General features: G+C 58.4%; 28 protein-coding genes. 13 read left to right on the forward strand and 15 right to left on the reverse strand.

Annotated elements, in window-relative coordinates; all coding sequences use genetic code 11:
- Window positions 1-25 precede the first annotated feature (25 nt).
- The 4 genes from CLV97_RS10390 to CLV97_RS10400 all read right to left on the reverse strand — a co-directional run bounded on the left by CLV97_RS10390 (window position 26) and on the right by CLV97_RS10400 (window position 2,699).
- A complete protein-coding gene (locus CLV97_RS10390) occupies window positions 26-157 on the reverse strand; it encodes a MetS family NSS transporter small subunit (protein ID WP_106345458.1) in 132 nt (43 codons plus the stop codon).
- Window positions 154-1,656, reverse strand: coding sequence for a sodium-dependent transporter (locus CLV97_RS10395; protein ID WP_106345459.1), 1,503 nt, complete (start codon window positions 1,654-1,656; stop codon window positions 154-156). Before CLV97_RS10395 ends, CLV97_RS10390 begins: the two co-directional genes overlap by 4 nt.
- Before the next feature lie 675 nt (window positions 1,657-2,331).
- Entirely contained in the window at window positions 2,332-2,463 is a 132-nt protein-coding gene (locus tag CLV97_RS18800; protein WP_281257605.1) for a hypothetical protein, read from the reverse strand.
- Window positions 2,460-2,699: a glutaredoxin family protein gene (locus tag CLV97_RS10400; RefSeq protein WP_106345488.1), complete on the reverse strand. Its 240-nt coding sequence runs from the start codon at window positions 2,697-2,699 to the stop codon at window positions 2,460-2,462. The genes CLV97_RS18800 and CLV97_RS10400 overlap by 4 nt, the downstream gene beginning before the upstream one ends.
- A gap of 129 nt (window positions 2,700-2,828) precedes the next feature.
- Between CLV97_RS10400 and CLV97_RS10405 the strand changes: the two genes are divergently transcribed.
- Window positions 2,829-4,586, forward strand: coding sequence for a menaquinone biosynthesis decarboxylase (locus CLV97_RS10405; protein WP_106345460.1), 1,758 nt, complete (start codon window positions 2,829-2,831; stop codon window positions 4,584-4,586).
- A gap of 212 nt (window positions 4,587-4,798) precedes the next feature.
- Entirely contained in the window at window positions 4,799-5,461 is a 663-nt protein-coding gene (locus tag CLV97_RS10410; RefSeq protein ID WP_211295728.1) for a DUF4328 domain-containing protein, read from the forward strand.
- 96 nt (window positions 5,462-5,557) lie between these two features.
- Here CLV97_RS10410 and CLV97_RS10415 read toward each other — a convergent pair whose 3' ends face one another.
- The 5 genes from CLV97_RS10415 to CLV97_RS10435 all read right to left on the reverse strand — a co-directional run bounded on the left by CLV97_RS10415 (window position 5,558) and on the right by CLV97_RS10435 (window position 11,248).
- On the reverse strand, window positions 5,558-6,454 hold the full coding sequence (locus CLV97_RS10415) for an ABC transporter permease (protein WP_425440562.1): 897 nt from the start codon (window positions 6,452-6,454) through the stop codon (window positions 5,558-5,560).
- An 11-nt stretch (window positions 6,455-6,465) separates the two neighbouring features.
- Window positions 6,466-7,476 (reverse strand): ABC transporter permease, encoded by a 1,011-nt coding sequence (locus CLV97_RS10420; RefSeq protein ID WP_211295729.1) that lies wholly within the window; start codon window positions 7,474-7,476, stop codon window positions 6,466-6,468.
- A gap of 81 nt (window positions 7,477-7,557) precedes the next feature.
- A complete protein-coding gene (locus CLV97_RS10425) occupies window positions 7,558-9,177 on the reverse strand; it encodes an ABC transporter substrate-binding protein (RefSeq protein WP_106345489.1) in 1,620 nt (539 codons plus the stop codon).
- A gap of 108 nt (window positions 9,178-9,285) precedes the next feature.
- On the reverse strand, window positions 9,286-10,263 hold the full coding sequence (locus tag CLV97_RS10430) for an ABC transporter ATP-binding protein (RefSeq protein ID WP_106345464.1): 978 nt from the start codon (window positions 10,261-10,263) through the stop codon (window positions 9,286-9,288).
- Window positions 10,229-11,248, reverse strand: a complete 1,020-nt coding sequence (locus CLV97_RS10435) for an ABC transporter ATP-binding protein (protein ID WP_106345465.1) — start codon at window positions 11,246-11,248, stop codon at window positions 10,229-10,231. Before CLV97_RS10435 ends, CLV97_RS10430 begins: the two co-directional genes overlap by 35 nt.
- A 243-nt stretch (window positions 11,249-11,491) precedes the next feature.
- Here CLV97_RS10435 and CLV97_RS10440 point away from each other — a divergent pair, with 243 nt between their 5' ends.
- From CLV97_RS10440 to CLV97_RS10465, 6 genes are all read left to right on the forward strand, one after another.
- Window positions 11,492-13,009, forward strand: a complete 1,518-nt coding sequence (locus CLV97_RS10440; RefSeq protein WP_170070455.1) for an FAD-dependent thymidylate synthase — start codon at window positions 11,492-11,494, stop codon at window positions 13,007-13,009.
- Between the two features lie 153 nt (window positions 13,010-13,162).
- Complete coding sequence (locus CLV97_RS10445) at window positions 13,163-13,420, forward strand: hypothetical protein (RefSeq protein ID WP_146130469.1); 258 nt, start codon at window positions 13,163-13,165, stop codon at window positions 13,418-13,420.
- A gap of 386 nt (window positions 13,421-13,806) precedes the next feature.
- Window positions 13,807-14,331 (forward strand): MauE/DoxX family redox-associated membrane protein, encoded by a 525-nt coding sequence (locus CLV97_RS10450; RefSeq protein ID WP_170070456.1) that lies wholly within the window; start codon window positions 13,807-13,809, stop codon window positions 14,329-14,331.
- Between the two features lie 97 nt (window positions 14,332-14,428).
- Window positions 14,429-15,010 (forward strand): TlpA family protein disulfide reductase, encoded by a 582-nt coding sequence (locus CLV97_RS10455; RefSeq protein WP_106345469.1) that lies wholly within the window; start codon window positions 14,429-14,431, stop codon window positions 15,008-15,010.
- Window positions 15,007-15,402 (forward strand): hypothetical protein, encoded by a 396-nt coding sequence (locus CLV97_RS10460; RefSeq protein ID WP_106345470.1) that lies wholly within the window; start codon window positions 15,007-15,009, stop codon window positions 15,400-15,402. The genes CLV97_RS10455 and CLV97_RS10460 overlap by 4 nt, the downstream gene beginning before the upstream one ends.
- A 136-nt stretch (window positions 15,403-15,538) precedes the next feature.
- Window positions 15,539-16,084: a hypothetical protein gene (locus CLV97_RS10465; RefSeq protein WP_106345471.1), complete on the forward strand. Its 546-nt coding sequence runs from the start codon at window positions 15,539-15,541 to the stop codon at window positions 16,082-16,084.
- A gap of 492 nt (window positions 16,085-16,576) precedes the next feature.
- Here CLV97_RS10465 and CLV97_RS10470 read toward each other — a convergent pair whose 3' ends face one another.
- On the reverse strand, window positions 16,577-16,783 hold the full coding sequence (locus CLV97_RS10470; RefSeq protein WP_146130470.1) for a hypothetical protein: 207 nt from the start codon (window positions 16,781-16,783) through the stop codon (window positions 16,577-16,579).
- Between the two features lie 871 nt (window positions 16,784-17,654).
- Entirely contained in the window at window positions 17,655-18,251 is a 597-nt protein-coding gene (locus CLV97_RS10475) for a dihydrofolate reductase family protein (RefSeq protein ID WP_106345473.1), read from the reverse strand.
- A gap of 629 nt (window positions 18,252-18,880) precedes the next feature.
- On the opposite strand from CLV97_RS10475, the gene CLV97_RS10480 reads away from it, so the two are divergent.
- From CLV97_RS10480 to CLV97_RS10490, 3 genes are all read left to right on the forward strand, one after another.
- On the forward strand, window positions 18,881-19,969 hold the full coding sequence (locus tag CLV97_RS10480) for a class II aldolase/adducin family protein (RefSeq protein ID WP_106345474.1): 1,089 nt from the start codon (window positions 18,881-18,883) through the stop codon (window positions 19,967-19,969).
- A gap of 11 nt (window positions 19,970-19,980) precedes the next feature.
- A complete protein-coding gene (locus tag CLV97_RS10485; RefSeq protein ID WP_106345475.1) occupies window positions 19,981-20,808 on the forward strand; it encodes an SDR family NAD(P)-dependent oxidoreductase in 828 nt (275 codons plus the stop codon).
- Between the two features lie 156 nt (window positions 20,809-20,964).
- Window positions 20,965-21,729, forward strand: a complete 765-nt coding sequence (locus CLV97_RS10490; protein WP_106345490.1) for a glucose 1-dehydrogenase — start codon at window positions 20,965-20,967, stop codon at window positions 21,727-21,729.
- 455 nt (window positions 21,730-22,184) lie between these two features.
- Here CLV97_RS10490 and CLV97_RS17895 read toward each other — a convergent pair whose 3' ends face one another.
- The 4 genes from CLV97_RS17895 to CLV97_RS10505 form a co-directional block, all read right to left on the reverse strand.
- On the reverse strand, window positions 22,185-22,370 hold the full coding sequence (locus CLV97_RS17895) for an iron-containing alcohol dehydrogenase (RefSeq protein WP_146130471.1): 186 nt from the start codon (window positions 22,368-22,370) through the stop codon (window positions 22,185-22,187).
- A 100-nt stretch (window positions 22,371-22,470) separates the two neighbouring features.
- Complete coding sequence (locus CLV97_RS10495; RefSeq protein WP_106345476.1) at window positions 22,471-23,034, reverse strand: isoprenylcysteine carboxyl methyltransferase family protein; 564 nt, start codon at window positions 23,032-23,034, stop codon at window positions 22,471-22,473.
- A gap of 18 nt (window positions 23,035-23,052) precedes the next feature.
- Window positions 23,053-24,249 (reverse strand): type III polyketide synthase, encoded by a 1,197-nt coding sequence (locus CLV97_RS10500; protein WP_106345477.1) that lies wholly within the window; start codon window positions 24,247-24,249, stop codon window positions 23,053-23,055.
- A 130-nt stretch (window positions 24,250-24,379) separates the two neighbouring features.
- The gene (locus tag CLV97_RS10505) at window positions 24,380-24,709 is read right to left on the reverse strand and encodes a hypothetical protein (RefSeq protein ID WP_106345478.1); all 330 of its coding nucleotides are present in this window, start codon (window positions 24,707-24,709) and stop codon (window positions 24,380-24,382) included.
- A gap of 432 nt (window positions 24,710-25,141) precedes the next feature.
- On the opposite strand from CLV97_RS10505, the gene CLV97_RS10510 reads away from it, so the two are divergent.
- Window positions 25,142-25,564, forward strand: a complete 423-nt coding sequence (locus CLV97_RS10510; protein WP_106345479.1) for a DUF2621 family protein — start codon at window positions 25,142-25,144, stop codon at window positions 25,562-25,564.
- Window positions 25,565-25,933: 369 nt separating this feature from the next.
- The gene (locus CLV97_RS10515; RefSeq protein WP_106345480.1) at window positions 25,934-26,200 is read left to right on the forward strand and encodes a hypothetical protein; all 267 of its coding nucleotides are present in this window, start codon (window positions 25,934-25,936) and stop codon (window positions 26,198-26,200) included.
- The last annotated feature ends 197 nt before the right edge of the window (window positions 26,201-26,397 follow it).

A 26,397-nucleotide genomic window follows, 5' to 3' on the forward strand; every position in this document is an offset into this window, starting at 1 on the left:
GGATCGCTTTTTCACTCAGAAGCGGTCAAGACTCTGATTTGCTTTCCTCCGAATCCTTCCCGTTCTCCGCCTTGAAGGACAGCATGAGGGAGTAAGCAAGTCCTCCCCACAGGACAATCGCTCCGAACAGGAACATCACCCACGCGGCACCGTTCATGATGATACCTCCTCCTTATGAGGGGAGGGCTCCGTCGCCCACCTGCGTTGCTGGATTAAAGCGCCGAGAATGATGACGACGGCCAGCAGCCCCCAACCGAAGACGTTGACGGACCATTGCGGATAACCGCCGTAGGTCATCATCCATTCATTGTAGATATTCCACAAAACCATCGCCGCCAAGGAAAGGGGCGTGATAAAGCGGATGATCGCCGGCCACCATCCTCCGATTCGCACGATGGAGACGTCGTTGATGTGCTTCTGCAGGCTGTCCACCTGCTTGGAAACCCAACCGGTCAACACCACCATCAGGATGGCGCTGACGACGATTCCGTAGTTGTTGATGAAATAGTCGACGATGTCCAGGAAGTAAAGTCCGCCTTTGAACACATAGAGCAGGCTCATGAGGGCGCTGGCTCCGCACAGCCAGTTGACGGCGGCTTTCCGGGACAGACCAAACTTCTCCCGAATCGCCGCGATCCCCGGCTCCGCCAGGGAGACGGCGGAGGTGAACCCGGCGAACAGCAGCGAAACGAAGAACATGACGCCGAACAGGGAATTCAATCCCGGGAATTGGTTGATGATCTGCGGGAATACGACGAAGGACATCCCGAGGGTTCCCGCCACCACTTCACCCACTTCCACCCCCTGCTGGGTGGCCAAGAAGCCGAGGGCGCTGAAAATACCGATGGCGGCGAAAAACTCGAAGCTGCAGTTGCTGAGCGCCACGATGAAGCCGCTGTTGGCCAGATCGCTCCGCTTCGGCAGATAGCTGGCGTAGGTGATCATCGTACAGAAGCCGACGCTGAGGGTGAAGAAAACCTGACCGTAGGCGTTAATCCATACTTCCGGCTTGGACAGCGCTGCGAAATCGGGTGTAAAGTAGGCCTCCAACCCCTTGACCGCCCCTTCCAGAGTCAACCCCCGGATGGTGATCAGGACGATCATGGCGACCAGGATGGGGATCATGAATTTGCTGGCCCATTCAATCCCCCGCTTGGCCCCGCGGTGCAGCACCCAGAAGAGCACCGCCCACAGAATGGCTACGGGAATCAGCACCTTCCACTGAATTCCTCCCAGGACACCAACTCCTTCGGTCACGCCCAGGTAATTATTGAAGAAGAACGATTCCGTATCCTCTCCCCACTGGCTGCCAAAGGAATAATAGGTGTAGCTGAGGGCCCAGCCAAGGATCACCATGTAATAGGACAGGATGACAAAGGCGACGATCGATTGCCACCAGCCGAGCCATTCCCACTTTTTCGACAACCGCTGGTAAACCCAGGGACCTGCCCCCCGATATTTGTGTCCGAGAGAATATTCCAAAAACAAGATCGGGATTCCGGCCGTAAACAGTGCGACGAAATAGGGGATCAGAAAGGCGCCGGCGCCGTTTTCATAAACCACGGACGGATACCGGACGAGGTTCCCGAGCCCGATGGCCGATCCCATCGCGGCGAGAATAAAACCGTACTTGGATCCCCACTGTTCGCGTTTCATCCTGTTTCCCCCCTCGAAAAAAGAAATGAATAAACTCCTTTAATACCTTATTCAGCAAAAGACGACCTCATACTCGAATGCGAAGGAATCCCCTTTATCATCACTCCTTTCACGCAAATCTAATGTTTTCTCTAATTTTCGTCTATTCGTCAATCTCCGCCGAAATTCCTGCATTGTTTATAGAAAAAGTGTTGTAGGTTAAAATTGGATTTTTATGGATTAATAGTTAAGCACCGCACTTCCATCCTTTCCTCTCAATACTAATCGTTATCCATTTGCCTCCTTATAGATTCGCACAGGCTAAGTGTAACTGGAATAACAGAAAAATTCAACCGAATTATATAATACAAAATATGGCATCATCTCGAGGGTCACAGCGGTTCGACAAACGAACAGGTGCATTCCAATTCCTTTTTTTTGTAATTTCCGCTTGAAAGCGGATCGCCCGGAGCGATGGGTGGGCGGAACGATTTTTTCGGATTTCCCCGGCGGCCTCCTCCAAGGAAGCGTATACGAGGCGATCGTGGAAAAACTCCTTCTTTTCGAGGTCGTAGAGGCGGTAAAACTCCACGTTCGGGAACGCCCGGGGACTTCAGCTTGTTGACGACCCGTCGAATCTCCGCCTCCTCATTCTTCTCCTCCTCGGTCAGTTCAATGAGGGTTCTTCGAAGTTTTTTAAAAAGGATATTGATCGATCATGGCCTGTTCAAGAGGGACAATTCCCCGTCTTCCAGTCCAAGGAAAAAATCGCCGGAGGAGTCCTGATGAAAGAACTCCCTCCGGCACCTGTTTTTCCAACGGGTTCATGCCTCCCCCTCCCGACCCAACAGTTCCAGGATCCGGTCGGGCTGAAGCCCCTGGACGGGCGTTCCGTTCACGACGGTGACGGGAACGCCGAGGAATCCCATCTTCTTCACCTCGTCCAAGTATTCCGGGTGGGCCGTGCAATCCCGCACTTCGTAGGAAATCCGATAATCCTTCAGAAAGCGTTTCAGCACGTTGCACTCCAGGCAATGGGGCTTGGAATAGAGAATCACGCTCACCCGCAACACCTCCTGGAAAAAATATACCACATCCCCCCTGTCCTGCGAGCGCCATCCACTTGCCGGACAGCCGGGGGAAAAACCGTTATAATGGAAGGCGAATGAACCAGACGAGCAGGAGAGATATCCATGCACCCCCATTTGCGATCTTTTATCGATCAACTGCGCGCAGAAAAGGACCTGGCGGAAATCGACGTTCCCGTCGACCCCCATTTGGAACTGGCGGAAATCCACCGCCGGGTGATCGCGGAGGAAGGGCCCGCCCTCCTCTTCACCCGGGTCAAGGGAAGCGATTTTCCCGTCGTCACCAATCTGTTCGGCACCGCCCGCCGGGTGGATTTGGCCTTCGGACCGCGTCCGGAACAGCTGATGAGAAAAACCGTCGACCTGTTGCATGAACTGCTTCCGCCCAAGCCGTCCCTCCTCTGGAAAGAGCGCGGCTGGATCGCGGAATTGCTCCGGGTCGGCACCAAACCCGTCCGACCCGAGCGGGCGCCCGTGATGGAATGCGTCCAGTCCCCGCCCCGCTTGTCCCGGCTGCCCGTCATCACCTCCTGGCAGGAGGACGGGGGCCCCTTCATCACCCTGCCCCTCGTCTATACGGAACATCCCGAGACGGGGCAGCACAACCTGGGGATGTACCGGATGCAAATCTTTGACGACCAAACCACGGGGATGCACTGGCAGATCCACAAGGGGGGCGGCTTCCATTACCACGAGGCGGAAAAGAAAGGACGTCCCCTGCCGGTGCGGGTGTTTCTGGGGGGACCGCCGGCCCTGATCGCTTCGGCGATCGCCCCGGTGCCCGAGTTTCTGCCCGAGCTGTTGCTCGCCTCCCTCATCCTGGGGAAAAAACTGCCGGTCGTCCGACCGGAGGAGGGGGGATATCCCGTCATCGCCGAGGCCGAATTCGTCCTGTCCGGCGAAGTCCCTCCCCATGAGCGGCGGAAGGAAGGCCCCTTCGGCGACCATTACGGCTATTACTCCCTGGCCCACGACTTCCCGGTCTTCCACGTCAAGCAAGTCCACCACCGGAAGGACGCCATCTACCCGGCCACCGTCGTCGGCAAGCCGAAACAGGAGGATTACTACCTGGGAGAGTTCTTGCAGCGCCTCCTCTCCCCCGCCTTCCCGATGGCCATGCCGGGGGTGCGGGACCTGTGGACCTATGCGGAAACCGGCTTCCACCCCCTCGCCGCAGCGGTGGTCCGGGAGAGCTACAGCCGGGAAGCCCTGGCCAATGCCTTCCGCATCCTCGGCGAAGGACAACTCACCCTGACCAAGTTTCTGATCCTGACGGACCGGCCCGCCGATCTGAGTGACTTCAAAGGGCTGTTCGAGCAGGTGTTGGAGCGGTTCAACCCGGAGACGGACCTGTTTGTCTTCGCCAACACGTCCATGGACACCCTGGATTACACCGGCCGCCGTCTCAATCACGGGAGCAAGGCGGTCCTGATCGGCACCGGGGATCCGGTTCGCCGTCTGCCCGACACCTACCAGGGACCCGACCTGCCCGGCATCCGGAAAATCGCCCCCTACTGCCGCGGAGCGCTGGTCCTGGAAGGGGAAGCCTTCGAGCAGGATCCCGAGTTGCCCGCCCGGCTCGTCGAAAAGCACGGGGAGGATCTCGCCGGTTGGCCCTTCGTCTTCCTGGTGGACGACATCGGGGTGGCGGCGGGACAGACGCCCTTTTTGTGGACGGTCTTCACCCGCTTCGATCCCGCCCACGACATCTACGCCCGGAGCGAACCGGTCCGTCACCACCTCCGCTACCGATTGCCCATCCTGGTCGACGCCCGGATGAAGCCGGGTTATCCGGCGGAGCTGGAACCCGACCCCGAGGTGAAGGCCCTGGTGGACCGGCGTTGGAAAGAGTATTTCGGGTGATAAGTTTTCGGTGAGGAAACCGGGCAAGTCTGTAAACAAAATGTCAGGAGGGAGCGATTTTCCGTCTCGGCTCCATGCGGCAGGGGTCGCTCGAAATCGCTCCCTCCGACTGTCGAGGTTTTGAGATTCGTCGGCAGCCTCAAGGCCCGGTTTCTGAATGGAGCCGGGCCTTATCCTTTTGATCAATCGTCTCGGAAAGGATGGGAAAAAGCGTGGAGCTCTCCACCCGAAGAACGGCCGGGGCCGTCAAGCTTTTGCTCATCATCCATGCCGTCCTGTTGTTTGCGGGTCTTTACGCCCATCTGTCGACCTATCGCCTGTACTCCGAGATGCCCGAACTCTACTGGCATCTGCCGCATCCCGCCCGGGATGTTCAACGGTTCGTGGTTCTGGCCCAGATGTGTTCCTTTTTCATTACCGCCATCTTCTTTCTCCTGTGGACTTATCGGTCTTACCGTAAATTGAGCGCCCTTTCCGACCGGAACCTCCGCTTCTCTCCCGGCTGGGCTGTCGGCTGGTATTTCGTACCGATCATGAATTTGTTTCGACCTTACCAAGTGATGGAGGAAATGTGGAAGGAAAGCGCCCCCGACGCGGATCCTTCCCGGATCGAGGAAGGGAAGAGCCGGACGGGCTCCCCTTTGCTCAAAGGGTGGTGGGGCTTGTGGCTCCTCAGCCATTTACTCGCCGGAGTGCTGGGCGTCAGGCCCATGGATCCGGGGGAATCGGCTCTTTTCATGTTTCTGACCGGCATCGCCGGCATCCTTCTCTGCCTTGTCACCTTTCTTCTGGTGCGGGCAATCGATCAGCGGCTGGCGAAAAAACGAGCACTGATGGAAAGGCAAATCAGAGAAAAAGCCCGGGCTTTCCCTTGAAGCCCGGGCTTTTGTCCTTTTTCGACGCCCGCCGTAAGAGGAGGGAAATGCGGTTTTCCTCGCTCCGATCGGCCTGCCGACGAAAACCTCTACCGGTCAGCGTTTCATCCTCGGGTCCAACACGTCGCGCATCCCGTCGCCCAGCAGGTTGAAGCCGAGGACGGTCAGCATGATGGCCAGCCCCGGAAAGACCATCGTCCAGGGAGCCAGTTGAATGAACCCCCGGGCGTCGGCCAGCATCGTTCCCCATTCCGGCTGGGGCGGCTGGGCACCCAGCCCCAGGAAACCGAGGGCCGCCGCTTCGATCACCGCCGTGGCGAAACCGAGGGTTCCCTGGACCATGATCGGCGTCCAGGAGTTGGGCAGAATGTGGCGGAAAAGAATGCGTCGGTTGGTCATCCCCATCGCCCGCGCCGCCAGGACGAAATCCTCCTGCTTCACGCTGAGGACCTGGGAACGCATCAGCCTTCCGAAGGTGGGAATGTTGATGATGGCGATGGCGAGCAGGGCGTTGTTGAGCCCCGGTCCCAGCATGGCGACGATGGCGATGGCCAGAAGGATGCTGGGAAAGGCCAGCAGGATGTCGAAGAGGCGGGAGATGACCACATCCCTCCACCCTCCGTAGAACCCGGCGATCAGGCCGAGGAAGGAGCCGATGACGATCGACCCGGCGATGGCGAAGAAGCCGACCCGGAGGGAGATCCGGGCCCCGTACAGGACGCGGCTGAAGATGTCGCGCCCCGTCTCATCGGTGCCGAACCAGTGCTCGGCGGAGGGGGGCTGGAGCAGATCCTCGCTCCGTTCCGCGAAATCGTAAGGAGCGATAAAATCGGCGAGGAGCGCGATCATCAGGAAGAACAGGACGATCACACCGCCGATCAGCGCGGACCGGTGACGGAGAAGGGACCGCAATACATCCCGGAGCCGCGATTCCTCCAGGTTTGAACTCTGCGGCATCAGGGGCTCGGATGACTGGGGGATCGGTTGGTTCATGGCCATGGGATTCACTCCTTTCCGTACTGGATCCGCGGATTCAGATAGGCGTACAGGAGATCGACGATCAGGTTGATCAGGACGAAGATGGTGGCGACGACCAGAATCCCCGACTGAATGACGGGATAATCCCGGGCGTTGATGGCGTCATACAGGTAACGGCCCACCCCCGGCCACCCGAAGATGGTCTCCGTCAACACCGCTCCGCCCAACAGCATTCCCGCCTGCAATCCGATGACCGTGATCACCGGAATCAGCGCGTTTTTCAGGGCGTGCTTGTACACGACCCAAAATTCGCTCGCCCCCTTGGCCCGGGCGGTCCGGATGTAATCCGACCGCATCACCTCCAGCATGCTGGAACGGGTGATCCGGGCGATGATGGCCATCGGAATGGTCGCCAGGGCCGCCGCCGGCAGGACCAAGTGGCTGATCACATCGCCGAGGGCATCCCAGTTGCCCTGAAGAATCGCATCCAACGCGTAGAACTGGGTGATGGGCTCCAGCGACATGCGCGGATCCAACCGGCCGGTGGAGGGAAGCCAGCCCAGTTGTTGGGCAAAGACCCACTGTTCCATCAAGCCCAACCAGAAGACGGGCATGGAAATGCCGATCAGGGCGATCAGCATGGCCGTGTAATCAAACCAGGAATTCTGCCGCCAAGCCGAGATGATCCCCAGGTTGACGCCGAAAAAGATGGCGATCAGCAAGCTGACTGCGGCCAGCTCCATCGTGGCGGCCAAAAAGGGAACGATCTCCTCGGCGATGGGGGCCCGGGTGATGAAGGAGGTCCCCAAATCCCCCCGGAGCAAATCCCCCAGATAGTAGAAGTATTGAATGTACCAGGGCCGGTCCAGGCCCAGGCTCACCCGGATCTGCTCCACCTGCTCCGGCGTGGCCTTGTCCCCGAGAATCGCCCGCGCCGGATCCCCGGGTATGGCGTGGACAATGGAAAACGTGATGATGGACATGCCGATGAGGACGGGAATCAGCATCAATAAACGGCGAAGGGTATATGCAAGCACGTCTTCTCACCCACCTTTCCTGCAGCATCCGGAAAAAAGGGGGGAAGCATCTCGCCTAGAGACGCTTCCCCGGATCTCAAATCACTTCTCGATATCCACCTTCAGCATCTTGTCCGATCCCGTGGGGTGAGGAATGTATCCCTTGACGTGAGACCAGGCAACCATCGGCTCGGTCACGTGAACCAACGGAACCCAGGGTGCGTCCTTTTTGATGATTTCCTGCGCCTGTCCGTAGAGCTTCGTCCGTTCCTCCTGATCGGAAACCTGCTGGGCTTTGATCAGGATATCGTGCAGCTTGTCGTTTTTGTAGAAGGCGATGTTTCCTGCATCCGGGCCCTTGGCGTTGTCCTTGTCCAGCAGCACGTACAGGAAGTTGTCCGGGTCGCCGTTGTCCCCGATCCACCCCAGCAGGGCCATGGAATGTTCACCCTTGCCGGTGCGGTCCAGATAGGTTTGCCAATCGTAGGAGACGATCTCCGCCTTCACCCCGATCTTGGCCAGGTCCGCCTGGATGAACTCGGCGATCTTCTTGCCGTTGGGCATGTAGGGGCGGGGATCCGTCGGCGCCCAGAAATCGACCTTGAAGCCGTCGGCGTAACCCGCTTCCTTCAGGAGCTTTTTCGCTTTGTCCAAGTCAAATTCGTAATCCTTGATTTTGTCGTTGTATCCCCAAAGCACATCGGGCATCGGGTTTTTGGCCGGTTTGGCCATGTCGGCGTAGAAGCTTTTGATGATCCCCTCTTTGTTGACCGCGTGGTTCAGGGCTTGCCGAACCTTGGGGTTGTCGAAGGGTTTCTTCTCGGTGTTGAAGGCCAGGTAGGCCACGTTCATCCCCGGACGCTCAAACAGCTGAAGGTTTTGGTTCTGCTTCACCAGCTTCACATCGCTGGGATTCAGTCCGTCCATGATGTCGATGTCCCCCGCCTGGAGGGCGCTGAAACGGGCCGCATTGTCCGGAATCGAACGATAGATCAGCTTATCCAGCTTGGGCAGCCCTTCCTGCCAGTAATCCTCGTTTTTGACCAGGGTGATGGTGTCGTTCTTCTTCCAGCTCTCCAGCTTGAAGGGACCGGTGCCCACCGGCTTCTGGCCGAATCCCTCCGGATCCTTTTTGACCGCCGTCGGCGAAGCGATCCCGAAGGGCGACATGGCCAGGTTGTTCAGGAACGGGGCCTGCGGATAGTTGAGCTCAAATTTCACCGTGTACTCGTCCACGGCGGTGACGCTCTTGATCACATGGCCCTTGTCCCCCTTGTAGCCGCCGAACATGTAGCCGTAGTAGGGGAACTCGCCTCCCTTGTGCTCGGGATGATCCTTATCCATCCACCGTTCGAAGTTGTAGACGACCGCTTCGGCGTTGAAATCCGTTCCGTCGTGGAACTTCACGCCCTTGCGCAGATAGAAGGTCCAGGTTTTCCCGTCCTTGGAGGACTCCCACCGCTCCGCCAGTCCGGGAACCACCTCGGTGTTGTCATCGGCGTATTCCACCAGCGTGTCGTAGATGTTCTTGGTCACCTTCAGGGATTCCCCGTCGGTCACCTGGATGGGATCCAGCGACTTGGAATCGGCGCCGCGGCCGTAAATCAGGGTCTTTTCCCCCTGGGATCCGCCGCTGTCCCCCGACGAGCCGCAGCCCGCGAGCACGGCGGAAAGGGCGAGAAGAAAAGACAAGGCGAGTAGCCATGATTTCCCGATTTTCATCTGTTCGTCAACCCCCTTGGATTTGTGTCTTTTTCCTCGGTTTTCTCTCTCGGAACGCATCTCTTACCCCGGCGGACACCTCCTTCCCGTCCGTTGCGCTGTCCCCGCTCACCGGTCAACCAGATGGCAGGCCACGAAATGGCCGCCACCCCGGTCGCGGAACTCGGGACGCTCCTCCCGGCAGATGTCCATCACGTGGGGACAGCGGGGATGGAAGGCACACCCCTTGGGCGGGTCGGCCGGACTCGGCACGTCCCCCTGGAGGATGATCCGCTCCCGCTTCGCATCGGGATCCGGTACGGGCACGGCGGAGAGGAGGGCCTGGGTGTAGGGGTGAAGGGGATGGTCATACAGTTCATCCCGGTCGGCCAACTCCACCAACCGCCCCAGGTACATCACCCCGACCCGGTCGCTGATGTGGCGGACGACGCTCAAATCGTGGGCGATGAACAGATAGGTGAGTCTGAATTGCTCCTGCAGATCCTCCAGCAGGTTGAGCACCTGGGACTGGATGGAGACGTCCAGAGCGGAAACGGGCTCGTCGGCCACGATCAGCTTGGGCCTCAGGGCCACCGCCCGGGCGATGCCGATCCGCTGCCGCTGACCGCCGCTGAACTGGTGCGGATACCGCCCTGCGTGATCTTCGTCCAAACCGACCAGCCGGAGCAGCTCGCGCACCTGTTCCTTCCGCTCCTTGGCCGTCCCGATGCCGTGAACGATCAGGGGTTCCTCCAAAATGTCGCCCACGGTCATCCTCGGGTTGAGGGAGGCGAAGGGGTCCTGGAACACCATCTGCATGTCCCGCCGGAGCTTCCGCATCTCCTCGAAGGACAGCTTCGTCAGGGAGATGCCGTCAAACTCCACCTCGCCCTCCGTCGGCTCGATCAGGCGAAGCACCGTCCGGCCCGTCGTCGACTTCCCGCAACCGCTTTCGCCCACCAGGCCGAGGGTCTCCCCCTCCCGGACGGAGAAGGAAACATCGTCCACCGCCCGGACGTATCCGGTCGTCCGCATGAACACGCCGCTCTTGATCGGAAAATATTTTTTCAGATTACGGACGGTGAGCAGGGTCTTGGGTGCCTCCATCTCCGGTCACCTCCTCCCCCCGGGTATGGAGCCAGCACCGGCTGAGGTGGCCCGGTTCGACGGTGAACAATTCCGGCTCCGCTTCGCGGCAGATCTCCATCACCCGGTCGCAGCGGGGAGCAAACCGGCAGCCCGTCGGCATCCTGCGGGGGCTCGGCACATTGCCCGGAATGGAGTAAAGCCGCTCCCGCCGTTCATCCAGCTTGGGGATCGACCGAAGCAACCCCGAGGTGTAGGGATGCTGCGTGGCGCGAAACATGCGCCGGACATCGGCTTCCTCCACCACCTGACCGGCGTACATCACCACCACCCGGTCGCACATCTCGGCGACAACGCCCATGTCGTGGGTGATGAGCAGGATGGCCGTGCCGAATTCCCGGTTGAGGCTGTGCATCAGGTCGAGAATCTGCGCCTGGATGGTCACGTCCAGAGCCGTGGTCGGTTCATCGGCGATCAACAGGCGCGGACGGCAAACCATGGCCATGGCGATCATGACCCGTTGCCGCATGCCCCCGGACAGCTGATGGGGATACTCGTCCAGGATCCCCTCCCGGGAGATGCCCACCTTCTTCAACATCTCCAGGGCCATCTCCCGGGCTTGCCGCTTGGACACGTCCTGGTGGAGGCGGACCGCTTCCACCATCTGATTGCCGATGGTGAAGACCGGATTGAGGGAGGTCATCGGTTCCTGAAAGATCATGGCGATCTCATTGCCCCGAATCTGCCGCATTTCCCTATGGGACAACTTGGTCAGGTCCCTTCCTCCGAAGCGGATCGATCCGCCGACGATCCTCCCCGGCGCTTCCACCAATCCCATCACCGCCAGGGAGGTGACGCTCTTTCCGCATCCCGACTCCCCGACGAGACCGACCACCTCACCTTCCTTGACGGTGAGGTCCACGCCGTCGACGGCCTTGACCACTCCCTTGTCCGTGAAAAAGTGCAATTTCAACTGCGAAATCTCCAGCAATGCTTCTTCCGGCATGAGAACACCTCGGTCGATGAAATGCGATGCAAAAACACCCATAAGTGCAAAATCTGAAAACAAGGGCTCTTCTCCCGTTTCCGTCTGTCTGAAAGGCACGCCCTCTCAGTCAATTCGATATAACCAGACGGAAATCCTTCGGAAATGAATGGATTTATACTCCTTTGCGAAATCGGTACCACGCTTTCCGGTTGTCCCGCAACTTGGTAGAATGAGAGAAGCACAACGAGGGAGGTGGCCCGGGTGAAAGGCCAGATCGACCTGACCCGATACGTGTCCAACCTGGATCGCAATGTTTACACCATATACAACCTTCCCGAAGAAGTGATCGCCGTCATTTTTGCCTATGTCAGCCGAAGTCCCCTCAGCTTCCGGGACAACCTGAAAAAACTGCTCGAAGACGACGAGCTGGCCGTCAGCGACGCCGCCGGGGGGATCACATCCTTCTATTCGGAGAAGGCGGCCCGCTTTCACGAGAAATGGGTGGTGGGATACGGGCACAGCAGCGTGGCGGAGCACGCGGTGGCCCACATCGGCATCGAGCGGATCAGCCGGCTCGCATCCGCCGAACTGGAGCTGGCCAATTCCTTCAACAGCTTCACCGAATACAGCCAGCGATACCAGCGGCCCCGCCGCGGCGACTGGTACCTGCCGCCGGAGCTTCAGGATCATCCGGAAGCCCAAAGCCTGTATGCGGACCTGCAGGAAAAGGCCTACGACACCTACGAACGGCTGCTTTCCGGCCTGATCGGCCATCTGGCGGACCGCCTGCCCCGTCATGACGGGGAATCGGAAAAGCGCTTCCGCATCCGGGTGGAAAAAACGGCCTTCGAGGACGCCCGCTATGTCCTGACGTTGGCCACCCTGACCAATCTGGGGATGACCGGCAACGGCCGCGCCCTGAGGGACACCCTGATCCGCCTCCTGTCCAGCCGGTACCCGGAATGCCGGCAGCTTGCCCGTGAGATGGAGCGGGAAATCGGCCGGGTGATCCCCACCCTTCTCAAACATGTGAAACCCAGCCCCTATATCATGGATACGCGCGAAAGCCTGGAAAAACGATGGAAAGAAACGAAAGCGTCGGCCCGCGCTTTTTCGGAACCCGCAGGCCGCCCCTCCGCCCGGTTCCTCCGCCTTCCGGATTACGAAGATGCGCTCACGCAAGCGGCCGTTTCGCTCTTGATCGAAAACTCCACTCTCTCCTATGAGGAGGCGGAGGAAAAGGCCCGCGCCCTCAGCCGGTCGGAAAAAGAAGAATTGATCGACGAAGCCTTGAAGAGGCTGCGCTTCTTCGACAACCCTCTGGATTCCTTCCAGCACCTGGTCTACCGGCTGGAACTGAAAATCTCCGAAGCCAACTGGCACCAGCTCCTTCGCCACAACCGCCGCACCCACTTCACCTGGGGGCTCCCGACAACCGAGCTGGGCTACACGATTCCTCCCCGTATCCGGGACGCCGGCCTGGCCGACCCCTTCAGCAGGCTGGTGGAACAGGCGACGGAGACCTACCGGAAAATCCGGGAGGTATGTCCGGCGGCGGCGCCCTACTGCGTGACCAACGCCCATCACCGGCAGGTGACAGCGACGGTCACCCTGTGGGAACTGTACCATTTGATCAACCTGCGCACTTCACCGGAGGCCCAGTGGGATATCCGGACCGCCTTTGAAGAGCTGCTGTCGGAGCTGAAGCGGCATCACCCGGTGCTGGCCCGTTACGCCCGAAGGCGGGCGGAAGATCCGCCGGCCGGCGGTGGAGCTTGAGCGGAACCGATGCGTCGGAGGGGAGTTTTTCACACTCGACTTCCGACCCGTGACCAACGCCAGGCCCTATTCGGTCTCAGACTCCCTGGGATGGAGTCGAGCCGCTGACAAACTCCGTGCTAAACAAAAAAAATGATGCTGTAAGAAGGAGGCGTGCCGCCGAGTGTCACTGCCATGCGGGTGAAGCGAAGCGGTACGCCCACCTGCATCGAATGGGAGGGTTGCCAGGCGCTTTCCAAAAAGGTCGGGGACGCGGCTTCCCGCCTCGGCTCCATGCGGCAGAGGCCGCTCGGCGGAAAAATCGGTCTCTCCCAACCCTTTGTCAATCACCCGAGACTCCATGGGATGGAGTCTTTTTTGTTTCCTTTGGACCGGTGTTCGCCTTTTCCGGCGGGCGTCGCCCGTCGGTGACGGAAACGAGGACCGGTCCGGGAACAATCCCAATCGCCCTTCGAAACCCGAGTGCGCCGGCGATCGCCCCGCCCGTGCGCCGATCCGATGCCCTCGGTGTGCAAGAGGGCGTCCCCCCAAGACGCGCCGGCGCGACGGATAGACCGGAACCCCGCGATTCCCAATGCATGCCGGCGGATGAGGAACACATCCCGATCATCCATTAATACACTATTTCAGACAGCCAAACGGCCTTTTCGGAATGTTCGTTTTCGCGGCGGTCCGAACATCCCTTTCCTCTGCGCCGCCCACCTTCTCCCATTTTTGACCCCCGGCGGATGCCATCGCCGGGCGCATCCTCCCGATCGGGGGAACATAAACTCTCCTGCCGGAAAGGAAACGGTCCCATGCAGATGCTCGCCGGCGTTCTCGCCATGTTTTTGTGCACCCTGTTCGTCATCTCCGCCGTGGCCAAGATCGCGCACCTTTCGGCCTTCCGGGAGCTGACGGTCGCGTACGGGGTTTTGCCCGCCCCGATCGCCAGGGGGTTGGGAATTCTCCTCCCCTTTGCCGAACTGTCCGGAGCCGCGCTGCTGTGTCATGGAGGAACTTCCCTTTACGGTTCCCTGGTCCTGCTCGTTCTGCTCCTCGGCTTCGCCTGGGCCGTCTCCACCGTCCTGCGCGCCAAAAAAAACGTCAGCTGCGGATGTTACGGCAAGTTTCTCGACGCCAGGGCGGACCGGTTCACCCTGTTCAAAATCGGAGTCCTGGCGGCTGCGGCGCTCATCGTGATGATCCGCTCCTTCTCCCATCCGGTTCATCCTTCCCCCGGAAGCATCCTCCTCGGAAGCTTCCTGACCGCCTGTTTGTTGGCGGCCCAAGCCGTCTGGTCCTATCACGCGAAGGTGATGGACAGATTGAAGAACCGCTGAAAACATCTTCAGCGGATGCCGCGTCCCTTCGGCTTCATCCCCGACTTTTGTTCTTTGCTCTCACCCGGCGATTAAAAAGCGTTGAGGAGCGAGACAGATGGAAACGTTTCTTCTTTACTCCAATCTCCTGCTGTGGATCGTCCAGCTGCTGGTCATCTTTTTTCTGGTCGTCCTCTTCCGTCAGTTCGGCGAGATTTACTTGAATTCCGCCGATGCCATCTCCCGGGACGGCATCCCGATCGGAGACCAAATACCGGAATTTGTCGGAGAGGATTTCGCCACCACCCACGTGGTCACACACAGGGATCTGGAAGGAAAGCCGACCCTTCTCGCCTTCATCTCCCCGAATTGCGGCGCATGCAAGGATCTCATTCCCGAATGGAATCAGTGCTGCACGGATTATCAGGAAAAGTTGAACTTCGTCCTGATGGGAGTCGGCGACAGGGAAAAAATGGAGGAATTCGTGCGAGGGCGGGAAATCCGCGGAAGGATCATCTGGGACCGGAGAAATCAATTTCTGCAGGATTTCCGCGTCCGCGTCACGCCCTTCGCCTTCATCCTCGACGAAAAGGGGATCGTGAGGGGCAAGGGGCTGTGCAACGGAAAAGAACATATCGAGGATTTGTTGGAAGAGCTGGAAAGCACGCGACAGACCAACGAACAGGAGGTTTTCCGGTGATTCGGGCCATCGATTCCTTCTTCAGACTGTCGGCGGAACAGTGGGCCCGTGCGGTGGATCAGAGCGCCCTCCTCAAGAAATCCTTGAAAGCGGCCTTTTTCAAATTGATGGAAATCTCCCGGAATCCCGCCTCCGTCAGCGCTTCCACCAACTGGTGCGAAACCTGGTGGAGGGCGTGCGACTGCCATCCGCCGGGCGGGAGATATTGCTCCGGTTGTCCGGACCACGGAAGCGGCTCCAAGTGTCCCAGCGGCTACACCGTGTGGAAAGGATTGTATCGAAGCACGGGCTGCTGGTGCGCGACATCCGACGATTGTCCCTACTATTTTGTCTGTTGCGATTGCGTCAAAGACGGCTACACTTGCGGATGCAAGTGGGTCTTCCGGAAATGAGGGGGTAAGCATGAACGTTTGGCTCCATGCGGAAAGCTTCCTGCTTGTCCTCATGGCCTGCATCGCGGGAATCACCGCTATCGGAACGGTCTGAGGAATCAATGCGACCCTTTCGGTCGCCCCTCTCGGCGAGAGGGTGAAAAAGCGGGAAGCGATCCTCCGTTCGCTCGTCTACGGCGGAACGGCCGCCGCATCCGGCGCCGCGACCGGGTTTCTGTACACGACCATCGTCTATTTGCTTTCTTTCGGGCTGCCGCCAGCGATCAAGGGCGGGGGCCTCGCCCTAATTTCCGCCGCCTTCGTCTTTCATGAATGGAACTGGATCCGCTTGAAAGTGCCGGAAAACCGCTGGCAGGTCCCGCACACATGGGTTTCGGGACCGCCGATGCGGAACATGGCGGTATGGGGGCTGATCCTGGGAGCGGGCATCTTTACGTACATCCCGCACATCACCTTCCATCTCCTCTATCTGTACCTCGGATTTTTCAAGGAACCGGTTTACGGCCTGCTGTTCGGCGCCCTTTACGGTTTCAGCCGGGCGATACCCACAGCGTTTTTCGGGATGAACGGCAATCAAAGGATTCTCGATCGCATCCCCCGGACCCGGCGAGCCGGCCGGATGGTCAACAGTTTGACGTTAATCCTGCTAATTTCTTACTTGTCCTTTCGTTTTTTCCACTAGCGGCGTAACCGATCGTTTATTCCAATCCCGTCATTACTGCCGGACCCTGCAAAGTGCGTTGTGGTTTCCGTTTCCCCATCCCGCACGCCCCTTTGGCCCTCGATCCTTGTCCCTTGCGCCTCGAGGGCCCCATCTTCCTTTCCCGTCGATCTCCTCCCTAAAGGGTTTGAGGGACGTGAAAGGTCAAGGGAGGAGGGGGAGACCACGCAGCAAAATCAGGAGATGACCGCAAATAGCTGCGGATAAGGAATCGAGGACAAAAACGGAGGGAATCGCCAAAAAAATAACCCCGTACGAGGGGCGCGAGATTCAAGGACAACGGCCCAAACAAAAGGGAAAAAAGGCCGTTGCCTTCCCGGGTGAGAACCATGGCTGGAGGGGGCCCTGCCACAGGGAACAGACTCACCCGTTCCTCAAAAAGGAGGTTCATAAGCGATTGATGAAAATCGCTCGATTTATGATTACCACAATTCGGGCGGACTAGAAGATAGATTAAGATTTTAGTTGTACATCAGCATTCAATCCGCATTTTGCAGCGTTTCTTTTATCTCCACCGTACTTTTCTTTTCCTTGAACGCTGGACGACCCATTGGCCTTGGAGGATTTCGGAAGCTTCGATAACCGAAGCATGTCGTCCTCCAGTTTGGAGCCGGGATCCAGCTTCAGATCCTCCTTGGCCTCTTGCAGGGTTACCAGCATGGGCTTCACCTCCAGACGGATTCCGAACACGAAAAAACCCCGCATTCTTCCGGTACCATTTCCGGAAGTGGTCGGGGGGTGCTTTCCGCCGGCACCTTGCGGCTTCGATACGTTTTTCCCGTGGTTTCCGATAGTTCTCGCGTTGGATCTTCCACCGGCACACCTCGCAGGAATCGTCCAGCCCGTCGCGTTTGGACCGATTGCGGCCGAACGGATCCCGGGGAAAATAGTCCTTACAGCGACAGCGACGTTTCAAGGCCGTCCTCTCCAAGAAAAAAAGGCGCTTGTGCGCCGTTATCTGAAGATATTTCGTGCGAGCTCTTCCCAGTCTTCATCGGTCATGGGGACTCCTGGGCCGTAGATGAATCCATGGTATGGTACGTCCCCTTCCCAACGCTCGATATCGAACAGTCTTTTGATGACAAATTTCACACACAAAGGGCCGCGAGCCCCTTACTCCCGTTCAATTTCCATCACCCACCCCATGACAATCATATGAGCGAGCGGCTCCTTCCAGAGACAGCAAAAGGCGCATTCCTCGGCGGGGGATGGCGTTTCACAGGTACGGATGGTGTTGATGACCCTGCCTACGTCTTCCGCGACTTTAGGCGGGGTGCCCGTCACTTTTCCGTTGTCGAAGGACGCAAGTGGCGGGCTTGCTTAGGAACTTGCCGTAGACTATAAACTTGTGTCCCCTCACTTCAACGCCCTCAAAGAAGCTAAAATCCGTTTTCTTCATCATATCTTTCAAATCCTTCGTCAGTCACACGTTTTCGTCTAACCCCGCGGGATGGGCGACTTCCAGCCGACCATGTCCCACCAATGCGGGGGCCATCACCATGCCCCCGGCGAGTAAGCTCCTCACGACTCTTCAACACTGCCGGGTGGTGACTGCACCTGCACGCACATAATTGGCGATGATGACGCCCTTGGGGGAGACTTTGCTCTCCGTCAGCTTGAACGCCGCCGGAATGGTGCCATCGGCAAACAATCGTTTCCCACCGCCCAACGTCAGCGGATAGATCTTGAGCCAGAGCTCATCGACCAAATCATGCTTCATCAGCGTCTGAAGGAGATTTCCACTGCCGTAAACGTGCAAATTCGGCCCTAGCTGCTGCTTGAGTTGGCTGACTTTTGCCGCAATGTCTCCGCCCATAAACACGGTGGGCTGCCATTCGTGAGACGTCATGGTGTTCGAGGCGACGTACTTGGTCGCTTTATTGACAGCCGGCCATATGTCCCCATGCTTCGGCCAGTACGGAGCCCAAATGTCAAAGGTTTTGCGCCCGATCAACAGATCAAACGGCATGTTCATCTCCCGTCGGATGACTGCTCCAACAACCTCGTCGGCATAGGGACTTACCCACCCGCCATATGCGAAGCCACCGCTGGTATCTTCCTGTGGCCCGCCCATGCCTTGCATAACCCCATCAAGGGTGATGTGGGAGATGACAATGACTTTTCTCATGACGCACCTCCTTATACGATCTGGCACTCTTCAGCGTAAATCTGGGGTAAGTAGGCAACGAATCAGGGCATGGTGATTCCCTCACTTCAGCAGTAGATTGATATATTTATTTTCTCAAAATTCATCCAAAAGACCAAGAATGAAGCGGCAGGCTTCGGGGGCCTCGGAAGACGTATGGAATCGGCGATCGTAGAAATCAAGCAGCTCTGGAGCCCGTGCTAAAGAAATCTATGCCCCGGACACATCATCCGATGCCATTGGATGAAGCGATCCCGAAAATCCCTTTGCCTCCCCTTTGGCTTGCGATATACTCAATGTTGATGTTTCCTTCGATGATGTCGGAGTCAGTGGGAAGTTGGGCAAGGAATTCATCCCGCTCTTGGAGAAAGTTGTGGATGGGCGGGCGAGGCAAAGCATGGCGGCCCTGATCCGTCTTGCCTTCCCACCGCCGAGAAGTCTCCCATGGCCACTTTTCACTGTAAACGCTGTTTTCGCCGTGTCCCGACGACAAAAGTTTTCCACACGGTTTTGTACCGCCCCGCCTGCCCGGTCCGGGCCGTCATTCGGCATGATTCCCTTCCCCTTTGGAAAAAATGGGTAAGGGAAGAACCGACGGAAGGAGATGCCGAATGACCACGTTTACGATGGTGGGAGACTGGCGGAAAAGTCCTGTACTGGAAAAGCTGGCCAAAGGCCTGCGCAACGAAATGATCAAAAACGGATACGCTTATCGCTCCGAGGAGGATCCCGATCTGCGACTGGTCCTCCATTTTGTCGATCCTGAAGAGCCCCGCCACTTCCGGCGAAAAGGAAAGGGCACCTTCGTCGTCACGGTGGCGGAGAAGAGCGAACCGGTCGACAGCATCCTGAAGGCGGGTTACCCGATATTGGTCCGTTCCCTCGGCAACATGATGATTTACCTGGACCGCTCCAAAAATCAGCCCGCCGTCCATTTCATCACCCTCGAGCAGGGATGCTACCCCATCCCGGGGGATATGGAGGATCCCGGCTTCTTTCGCCGGGTGTTCGAGCGGCTCCTTCCCTTGGCCACCGCGGAATTGATCATCGACAACACCTTTGAACCGGACCTCCCCGAAAGCCTTTGGGAGGGAGACGAACTGACCCGGCAGATCAACCGGGCGGGGAAAAAGCTGGACGAGATGAACCTGCTGCCCGCCCCCTTTCCCATCGAGGAGCTCCTGTCCGAGCGGGAATTGCGCCACGTGAAGCGCCTTTACGGAATCGGAGGCCTAAGTTACGGCAATCTGAGCGCTCGTAAGGACGGAAACCGCTTCTGGATGAGCGCCAGCGGGGTCAACAAGGCCAAGCTGGAAACCGTCGGCCGGGACATTCTGATGATCAAGGGGTACTCCCCGGAAGAAAAAGCCATGAAGATCAGCGTTCCGCCGAAGGTGGAGCCGCGCCGCGCCTCCGTCGACGCCATCGAACACTGGATGATCTACACCAATCATCCCGAGGTGGGGGCCATCGTTCACATCCACGCCTGGATGGAGGGCATCCCCACCACGGAGATCAACTACCCCTGCGGCACCCTTCAACTGGCCAAGGCGGTGGCGGAGCAGATCAGCCGCGCCGAGGATCCCTCCCGGGCGGTCGTCGGCCTGAAAAACCACGGCCTGACCATCACCGGGCGCGATCTGGACGACATCTTCGAGCGGATCGACGGAAAAATCATTCCCCAAGTTCCCATGTCCTGAGGAGAGAGAGCATGAAAGAACGAACCGTCCTTGTCACCGGCGCATCAAGCGGGATCGGAAAGGAAATCGCCCGTCTGCTGGCCCGGCGGGGGGACTTTCCCGTCCTCGTCGCCCGGCGGGCGGAACCCCTCCGGGAGCTGACGGAAGAGCTGGGAACCGGCGCCGCCTACCCCTGCGACGTGACCGACGGGGAATCCGTTCAGGCGTTGGTGGAGGAGGTGAAACAGACCCGGGGACGCATCGATGTCCTGATCAACAACGCCGGCTACGGATTTTTCGGGGGCGCGCTCGACATCCCGATGAGCGATTACGAGGGAATGCTGCAGACCAATTATCTGGGAGCCGTTCGCATGACCCGGGCCGTGATCCCCCACATGTTGGAGGCCGGCGGCGGCCGAATCGTCAACATCGCCTCGGTGGCGGGCCTCACCGGCAGTCCGAACCTGGCCGCCTACTCCGCCTCCAAATTTGCCCTGATCGGCTTTTCCGAATCCCTTGACCTGGAATATGCACCGGTCATCCGGGTGGGTGTCCTCTGCCCCGGTCCCGTTCAGACTCCCTTTTTCCGGGGGGAAGATCCCTCCCGATTTTTCCCCGCGCCGATCGCCAAGCGGCTCCTCGATCCGAAAACCGTGGCCCGCCACGCCATCGGCTTGATCGACCGCCCGCGGGTCCTCGTGGTGCCGCGCACCTTTGCGCCCGCCCTCGTTTTCCGGGTCCTCTTCCCCCGAATTTACCGGAAAATCGCCAAAAAGCTGTATGATCAACATTTTCAGCGTCAAAAATCGGGGGACCCCGTCGCCGAATCTTCCTCGACAACGATCGAGAAAATGAAATAGCCCTTGCCCGGCCGCCGGAGGAGTCGCTCCGTTTCCCCCACGACAAAGGAACACTGCTGTACACCTTTCGGTTTTTGCCGGGGTTTCGGACAGACCAAAAGCTTTGGGTCCTCTCGTCAAGAAAACGATCAAGGGAGTGGACAAGCTTTGGAAAACATGCGTTTTGCGGAACAGACGGCGGTCGTCACCGGCGGAGGCCAGGGCATCGGCCGCGCGGTGGCGGAGATGCTGGCACGGGAAGGAGCCCACGTCTACATCGCGGAGCAGGATGAAGAAGCGGGAACCGAATGCGAAGAAGAAATCCGGGAAAGGGGCGGGGCGGCCACCTTCGTTCCGACGGACGTATCGCGTCCGGAGGAGATCCGGAGGCTGATGGACCGGATCGACAAGGAGCGGGGGAAGCTGCACATCCTGTGCAACAATGCGGGGATCAGCCTCTTCCGCCCCCTGGAGGAGCTCTCCGTGGAGGAGTGGGACCGGGTGATCCATATCAATCTGCGGAGCGTCTTTTTGTGTGCGAAGTACGGTCTGCCCCTGCTGCGGGCGGCCGGACGAGCCTCCATCATCAACATCGCCTCCACCCGGGCCCTGATGTCCGAACCCCACACCGAGGCCTACTCCGCCTCCAAAGGAGGAATCCTCGCCCTCACCCACGCGCTGGCCGTCAGCCTCGGACCGACGGTCCGCGTCAACGCGATCAGTCCGGGATGGATCGAAACCTCCGAATGGAAAAAGAAAAGTGCCCGAAAGCCGGCGCAATTGACCGAGGAGGATCACCGGCAGCATCCCTCGGGCCGTGTGGGGCGCCCCGAAGACATCGCCCGGGCGGTCCGCTATCTCGCCTCTCCGGATGCGGAGTTCATCACCGGCGCCAACCTGGTGATCGACGGCGGCATGACGGTAAAGATGATCTATGCGTAACATTTGCTCCAAAATGGACCTGCGGGATTGAAAAGCCTGTATCCAAACCGTTCTCCGGCCAAAGCCCCGCATGGACAAAACGGCTTCATTTGCCTTCAACTTGAACTTCGCTCTGCAGAATTCCTTCAGGGACTGGGACAACACCTCTTACACCGCCGGCGGCTCCTCCGGATGCATCCCCCGTCCGGGGAAAACAGGGGCATGGTGTGCCCGATAACCCCCACGAGGGGGGATCGTTCTCGCTCCGGAACTGGTCAAGCATCTTCTCCGCTGCAGGGATGCTGTTGGAGTGCGCTTGACGTGCAGGCCAAACGGCGCACGCCCCCGATTTATTCGATCCGATCGGCCTTCGAAAAGAGGGCCGAGCGATTTCCCTCTGAACGAAACGAGCGGCCATCCGAAGCTGTTCGGACCGCCGCCGTATACGCAACTTCTCCAGGGATCGCGCCCCCTCTTTACGATTCCTTCCCCTTCCTTTTCGACCAAAAGAACTCGAGCAAAAAACCCACCCCCAGGCCGATCAAGGTTCCCGCACCGGTGTTCCCGAACAGCATCCCCAAACCGATCCCGACAAGCATACAGCCGGCAATGAGCATGGTTTCCCTCTCCTGTTCCCCAGAATGGTCACGGCTCGGATACATCCCGCCACTCCCGGGGGGCGGCAAATGCGTTCAACCGGCCGCGCTATAAAAAATTGTAACCATTGGAAGCGGAAATGCAATGGAAAAGGAGCGGCACCAATCATCCCCGCTTCGGAAAGGGGATCAGCCGGCCTTTCTCCCCCATCTCCCCGTCATATCCCGTCGCCGCCGCCAGGGCCCGTTCCTCCGCGGGAATGCGCACCCTGAGCAATACCAGCAGATTCAAGAGGGACACCGCCGCCGCCGTCCAAAAGGCTCCCAGAGCGAGGGGAAGAGTGAGGATTTCCGCGATCACCGCGAGATAGTTGGGATGGCGGATATATCGGTAAGGGCCGCGGATGACCGGTTTCCTTCCGGGGATCACCCAGATCCGCGTGTTCCAGTGGCGGCCCAGGGAACGAAGGCACCAATAGCGGAGGAATTGGGCGAGGAGGAAAAGGGTCGCAGGAACCGGCCACCAGACCGGCGGTGCCGCACCCAAAAGGAGCTCACCGGCCATGCCCAGAAACCAGAGCAGGTGAATCGAGACGATGAGGGGATAGTGTTCCCCCCCCACCTCATAACCGCCCTGCTCCCGCGCCCAACGGGCATTTCGCCGGGCAATGCGCAGTTCCGCCAGCCGCTGCGCGACCACAACCAGGATCAGCGCCCATCCGATCCCCATGCGCTCAACCCCTTCGTTTCAAATATGACTCGGCAGGAACGATTCCAGCGGATCCGGCGAAGGGGCCCACGCCGATTCCGAAACCGGAACCCCCGTCCCGACGCGGTCTCCCCGGGGGAAACCCTCCATTATCCGGCTTTTCCCCGGCGCGATCTCCTCTCCCCATCGGATGAGCATCAGTTCCAGGCTGAATCCGGGACCGAGGGCCGTGATCAGCCCGTAGGTTCCCCTTTCGGGCTGATTCCGCATTTCCCGCTCCAACACAAACAACACGGTCGCCGAAGACATGTTTCCGTGGCTGCGCAGGACGGAGCGGGCGCTGGACAGGGCTGTCTCCTTCAAGGAAAGAGCCTCCTCGTAGGCGGCCAGCACCTTGGCTCCCCCGGGATGGGCGATATACCTCCCCACCCGGTCGGGGGTCAAATCCCACCGGCGCAAAAACCCCTCCACCACCGGCCTCACTTGCCGGCGCACGATGGACGGAATATCCTTGGAGAAAATCACCTTCAGGCCGTCATCCACCACTTCCCAACCCATCACGTTCAGGGAACTGGGCCAGGTCATGCTCATCGCGTCGACGATCCGCGGCCCGTCCGCGCTCACCTCCGCCTCTTCCCCGGCAACCAGCACCGCGGCGGCCCCGTCGGCAAACAGCGAAGTGGCCACCAGATTGCTTTTGGACAGATCATTCCGGCGAAAGGTGAGCCCGCACAATTCCAGGGCGAGCAGGAGGACGCGCCTTTCCGGAAACGCCCGGGCCACTTCAAAGGCGCGGGCAAGCCCCGCCGCTCCGCCGGCACAGCCCAATCCCCAGAGGGGGGTCCGCTTCACCTGGGGGTTCATGCCCAACCGGTTGACGAGATGAGCATCGATGCTGGGGGTCGACAGGCCGGTGGAGGAGACGAAGATAAAGTGATCCACCTCCCGGGGCGTCAGTCCCGCTCCCTCCAGGCAGCGCCGAACCGCTTCCTCCCCCAGATTGCACGCCGCTTCCACATAGGCTCCATTCCGCTCGGCAAAGGAATGGTCCTGTTCAAACCAGGACCGGGGTCTGCTGAACCGCCGCCGCTCAATGGCCGCGTGATCAAAGATTTTCAACAACCGGTCAATGTCCCCAAACGCCTCCCGGAACAGCCCGCGGGCAAAGTCCCGCGCCTCCCGCTGATCCACTTCATATTCGGGTACGGCGGTTCCCACCGAGACAATTCGCGCCAATCACAATCCCTCCAACAATTTCCTGATAACCATAGATTTCCCCCTGCGGGGCAAGTCATGCAACGAGCCGCCATCTCTTCCTTTGCAAAACAAAAACCGCGCGATACAGCGCGGAAACAGGATGCCCTCATCATACCTTTTCGCTCCGGTACCCCTTCAATCCGGACAACCAGGACTCCCTCTTCACAAACAGGGACGATTCCTCCAGCTTTTCTCCCCGGTGTCTCAACAAGGGAATTCCCTTGGGCTTAAGCGTCAGAATGTAGTCCGTGATTTTCCCCGGATCACGGGACACATAGCGCGACACTTGCTTCTCGTCCTTCACGTGGAGCCCCCAGCCCAGCTCGTTGCCCACCTGAATGCGTTCAACAGTAATCTGCACACCGGTTCCGGAAGGAATGAACAGGACGTGTTCCTCCTTCATCCGCATCAGCTTTTCCGACAATTTTTCGCGATTCATGTGAATCTCCCTTTTCCCTCGTATTTCCTGGGCCCTTTCGGGTCCCTTACCAGCAAAGAATTCATCGATTCTTTAAAACTAGCATACTTCAACCCGATCGGGACAAACAAGCTTTTATCGGCAGCAAAAACCGCCGCTCCCGGCGGATGAACCCCGGAAGTCCGGGTCCGATCATTCTCCGGATCTTCTCCCGATCCCCCAACCAACTTCCCCTCCGCGGATGGGCGCGGCCGAAAAGAAAACATCACAAACAACGGTTCCAAGTGGGTAAATTGGTCCCTTGCGATCTCTTTTTACTTCTATATAATTTGGATAAGGAAAGATTATGGGGTCCGGATCCGACGGAACCGGAACCGTCCCTTTCATATGGAAGAGATGATCTTCCCGTGCCTGACGAGAGGGCGGGAAATTGATTTTAAGAGGGTGTTTTCCATGTCGCAATGGATGTTCTGGGCAGTGCTCTTCTGGGGATTGTTCATGCTGGCCTTTCTCGGCATCGGCGGATATTTCATGTTTCGCAAGTTCCTCAAATCGCTGCCCCGGGAAGACGGCAAATCGATCTTGGAATGGCAGGAATACTATATCGAGCAGACCCGCCATCTGTGGACGGAGGAGCAAAAGGAACTGCTGGAGGAGCTGGTTCGTCCGGTTCCCAAGCTGTTTCGGGATGTGGCCCGCCAGAAGATCGCCGGAAAGATCGGCGAGCTGGCATTAAAGGAAAAGGCGACGGAGATGCGGGACGATCTCATCATCCGGGGATACATCCTTGCCACTCCCCGCCGGGACCACAAGTTTCTGATCAAGACGCTGCAGAAGAAAAACATCGATCTGACCCCCTACCGGGAACTGCTGTAACATTTTCGAAATCCTCCCCCGACGGGGGTTTTTCTTTTGTGCACAATTGTTCAACCGAAGATGCCCCCTCATTTTTGAACAGAAAACACTACTTACTGTATAACAAATATCGTGATCACAGACATCGTTCCCCATACCCCCTATGTCACCACAGGTGAAAACACGTCATATCTTGCCATACCGTCTTGAACACTCTCGCCGAATCCCTTAAACAGGTCCGTTGAACCAATTCAAAAAATAGACATAATTGATGGTTGCACAAATGGCACATCTGGGATTACAATATAATTGTCATCCAGTTGTAAACTGAGTGAGATGTAAGCGAAATTTTTTCGAATATTGGATTTTGAATCGAAAGGAGTGAATTCCATGGCACGTTACATCGGAAAGTACGAAATGGGCGGAGTACGCACCGGCACGATCATGGACTGGCTTCAACCGGGGGACGAGATCACCCTCGTTAGCGCATTCGGCAAAAAGATCAACGTCAAAGTGAAAAACACCTACTACTACGATAACCGCAAAGTGTACATCACGGACCGCTTCGGATTGATCTACGCCGACGAACTGGCTTCCGCTCACGTTCCCGCTTGGAACAAAAAACCCGCCGCCAAAGCCGAGGCGAAAGTGGTCTGACCTTTCGGTTGCAAAAAAGGAGGGGCAAAGCCCCTCGAGATTGATGACAAACCCCCTGGCTCTTTTCGCAAGAAAAGCGCCAGGGGTTGCATGTTTATGGGAAATAAACAGATAAAGGAAATTAGATTTGGTAAATTAGGCGGATCACAAAGCCTTTTCCTCTCTTCGAGAGGAGCAAGGCCATTTTTTTGATGTTT

Origin of the sequence: Planifilum fimeticola, from assembly GCF_003001905.1 — a bacterium.
Taxonomy (GTDB): Bacteria; Bacillota; Bacilli; order Thermoactinomycetales; family DSM-44946; genus Planifilum; species Planifilum fimeticola.

Coding starts and splice junctions, on each gene's coding strand:
- CLV97_RS18800 (WP_281257605.1), bottom strand. CDS start 2,463: ATGAACCCGTTGGAAAAACAGGTGCCGGAGGGAGTTCTTTCATCAGGA.
- CLV97_RS10455 (WP_106345469.1), top strand. CDS start 14,429: ATGGAAACGTTTCTTCTTTACTCCAATCTCCTGCTGTGGATCGTCCAG.
- CLV97_RS10395 (WP_106345459.1), bottom strand. CDS start 1,656: ATGAAACGCGAACAGTGGGGATCCAAGTACGGTTTTATTCTCGCCGCG.
- CLV97_RS10475 (WP_106345473.1), bottom strand. CDS start 18,251: ATGAGAAAAGTCATTGTCATCTCCCACATCACCCTTGATGGGGTTATG.
- CLV97_RS10485 (WP_106345475.1), top strand. CDS start 19,981: ATGAAAGAACGAACCGTCCTTGTCACCGGCGCATCAAGCGGGATCGGA.
- CLV97_RS10515 (WP_106345480.1), top strand. CDS start 25,934: ATGGCACGTTACATCGGAAAGTACGAAATGGGCGGAGTACGCACCGGC.
- CLV97_RS10405 (WP_106345460.1), top strand. CDS start 2,829: ATGCACCCCCATTTGCGATCTTTTATCGATCAACTGCGCGCAGAAAAG.
- CLV97_RS10480 (WP_106345474.1), top strand. CDS start 18,881: ATGACCACGTTTACGATGGTGGGAGACTGGCGGAAAAGTCCTGTACTG.
- CLV97_RS10390 (WP_106345458.1), bottom strand. CDS start 157: ATGAACGGTGCCGCGTGGGTGATGTTCCTGTTCGGAGCGATTGTCCTG.
- CLV97_RS10470 (WP_146130470.1), bottom strand. CDS start 16,783: ATGCTGGTAACCCTGCAAGAGGCCAAGGAGGATCTGAAGCTGGATCCC.
- CLV97_RS10435 (WP_106345465.1), bottom strand. CDS start 11,248: ATGCCGGAAGAAGCATTGCTGGAGATTTCGCAGTTGAAATTGCACTTT.
- CLV97_RS17895 (WP_146130471.1), bottom strand. CDS start 22,370: ATGTATCCGAGCCGTGACCATTCTGGGGAACAGGAGAGGGAAACCATG.
- CLV97_RS10415 (WP_425440562.1), bottom strand. CDS start 6,454: ATGAACCAACCGATCCCCCAGTCATCCGAGCCCCTGATGCCGCAGAGT.
- CLV97_RS10505 (WP_106345478.1), bottom strand. CDS start 24,709: ATGAATCGCGAAAAATTGTCGGAAAAGCTGATGCGGATGAAGGAGGAA.
- CLV97_RS10495 (WP_106345476.1), bottom strand. CDS start 23,034: ATGGGGATCGGATGGGCGCTGATCCTGGTTGTGGTCGCGCAGCGGCTG.
- CLV97_RS10510 (WP_106345479.1), top strand. CDS start 25,142: ATGTCGCAATGGATGTTCTGGGCAGTGCTCTTCTGGGGATTGTTCATG.
- CLV97_RS10430 (WP_106345464.1), bottom strand. CDS start 10,263: ATGGAGGCACCCAAGACCCTGCTCACCGTCCGTAATCTGAAAAAATAT.
- CLV97_RS10425 (WP_106345489.1), bottom strand. CDS start 9,177: ATGAAAATCGGGAAATCATGGCTACTCGCCTTGTCTTTTCTTCTCGCC.
- CLV97_RS10450 (WP_170070456.1), top strand. CDS start 13,807: ATGCAGATGCTCGCCGGCGTTCTCGCCATGTTTTTGTGCACCCTGTTC.
- CLV97_RS10490 (WP_106345490.1), top strand. CDS start 20,965: ATGCGTTTTGCGGAACAGACGGCGGTCGTCACCGGCGGAGGCCAGGGC.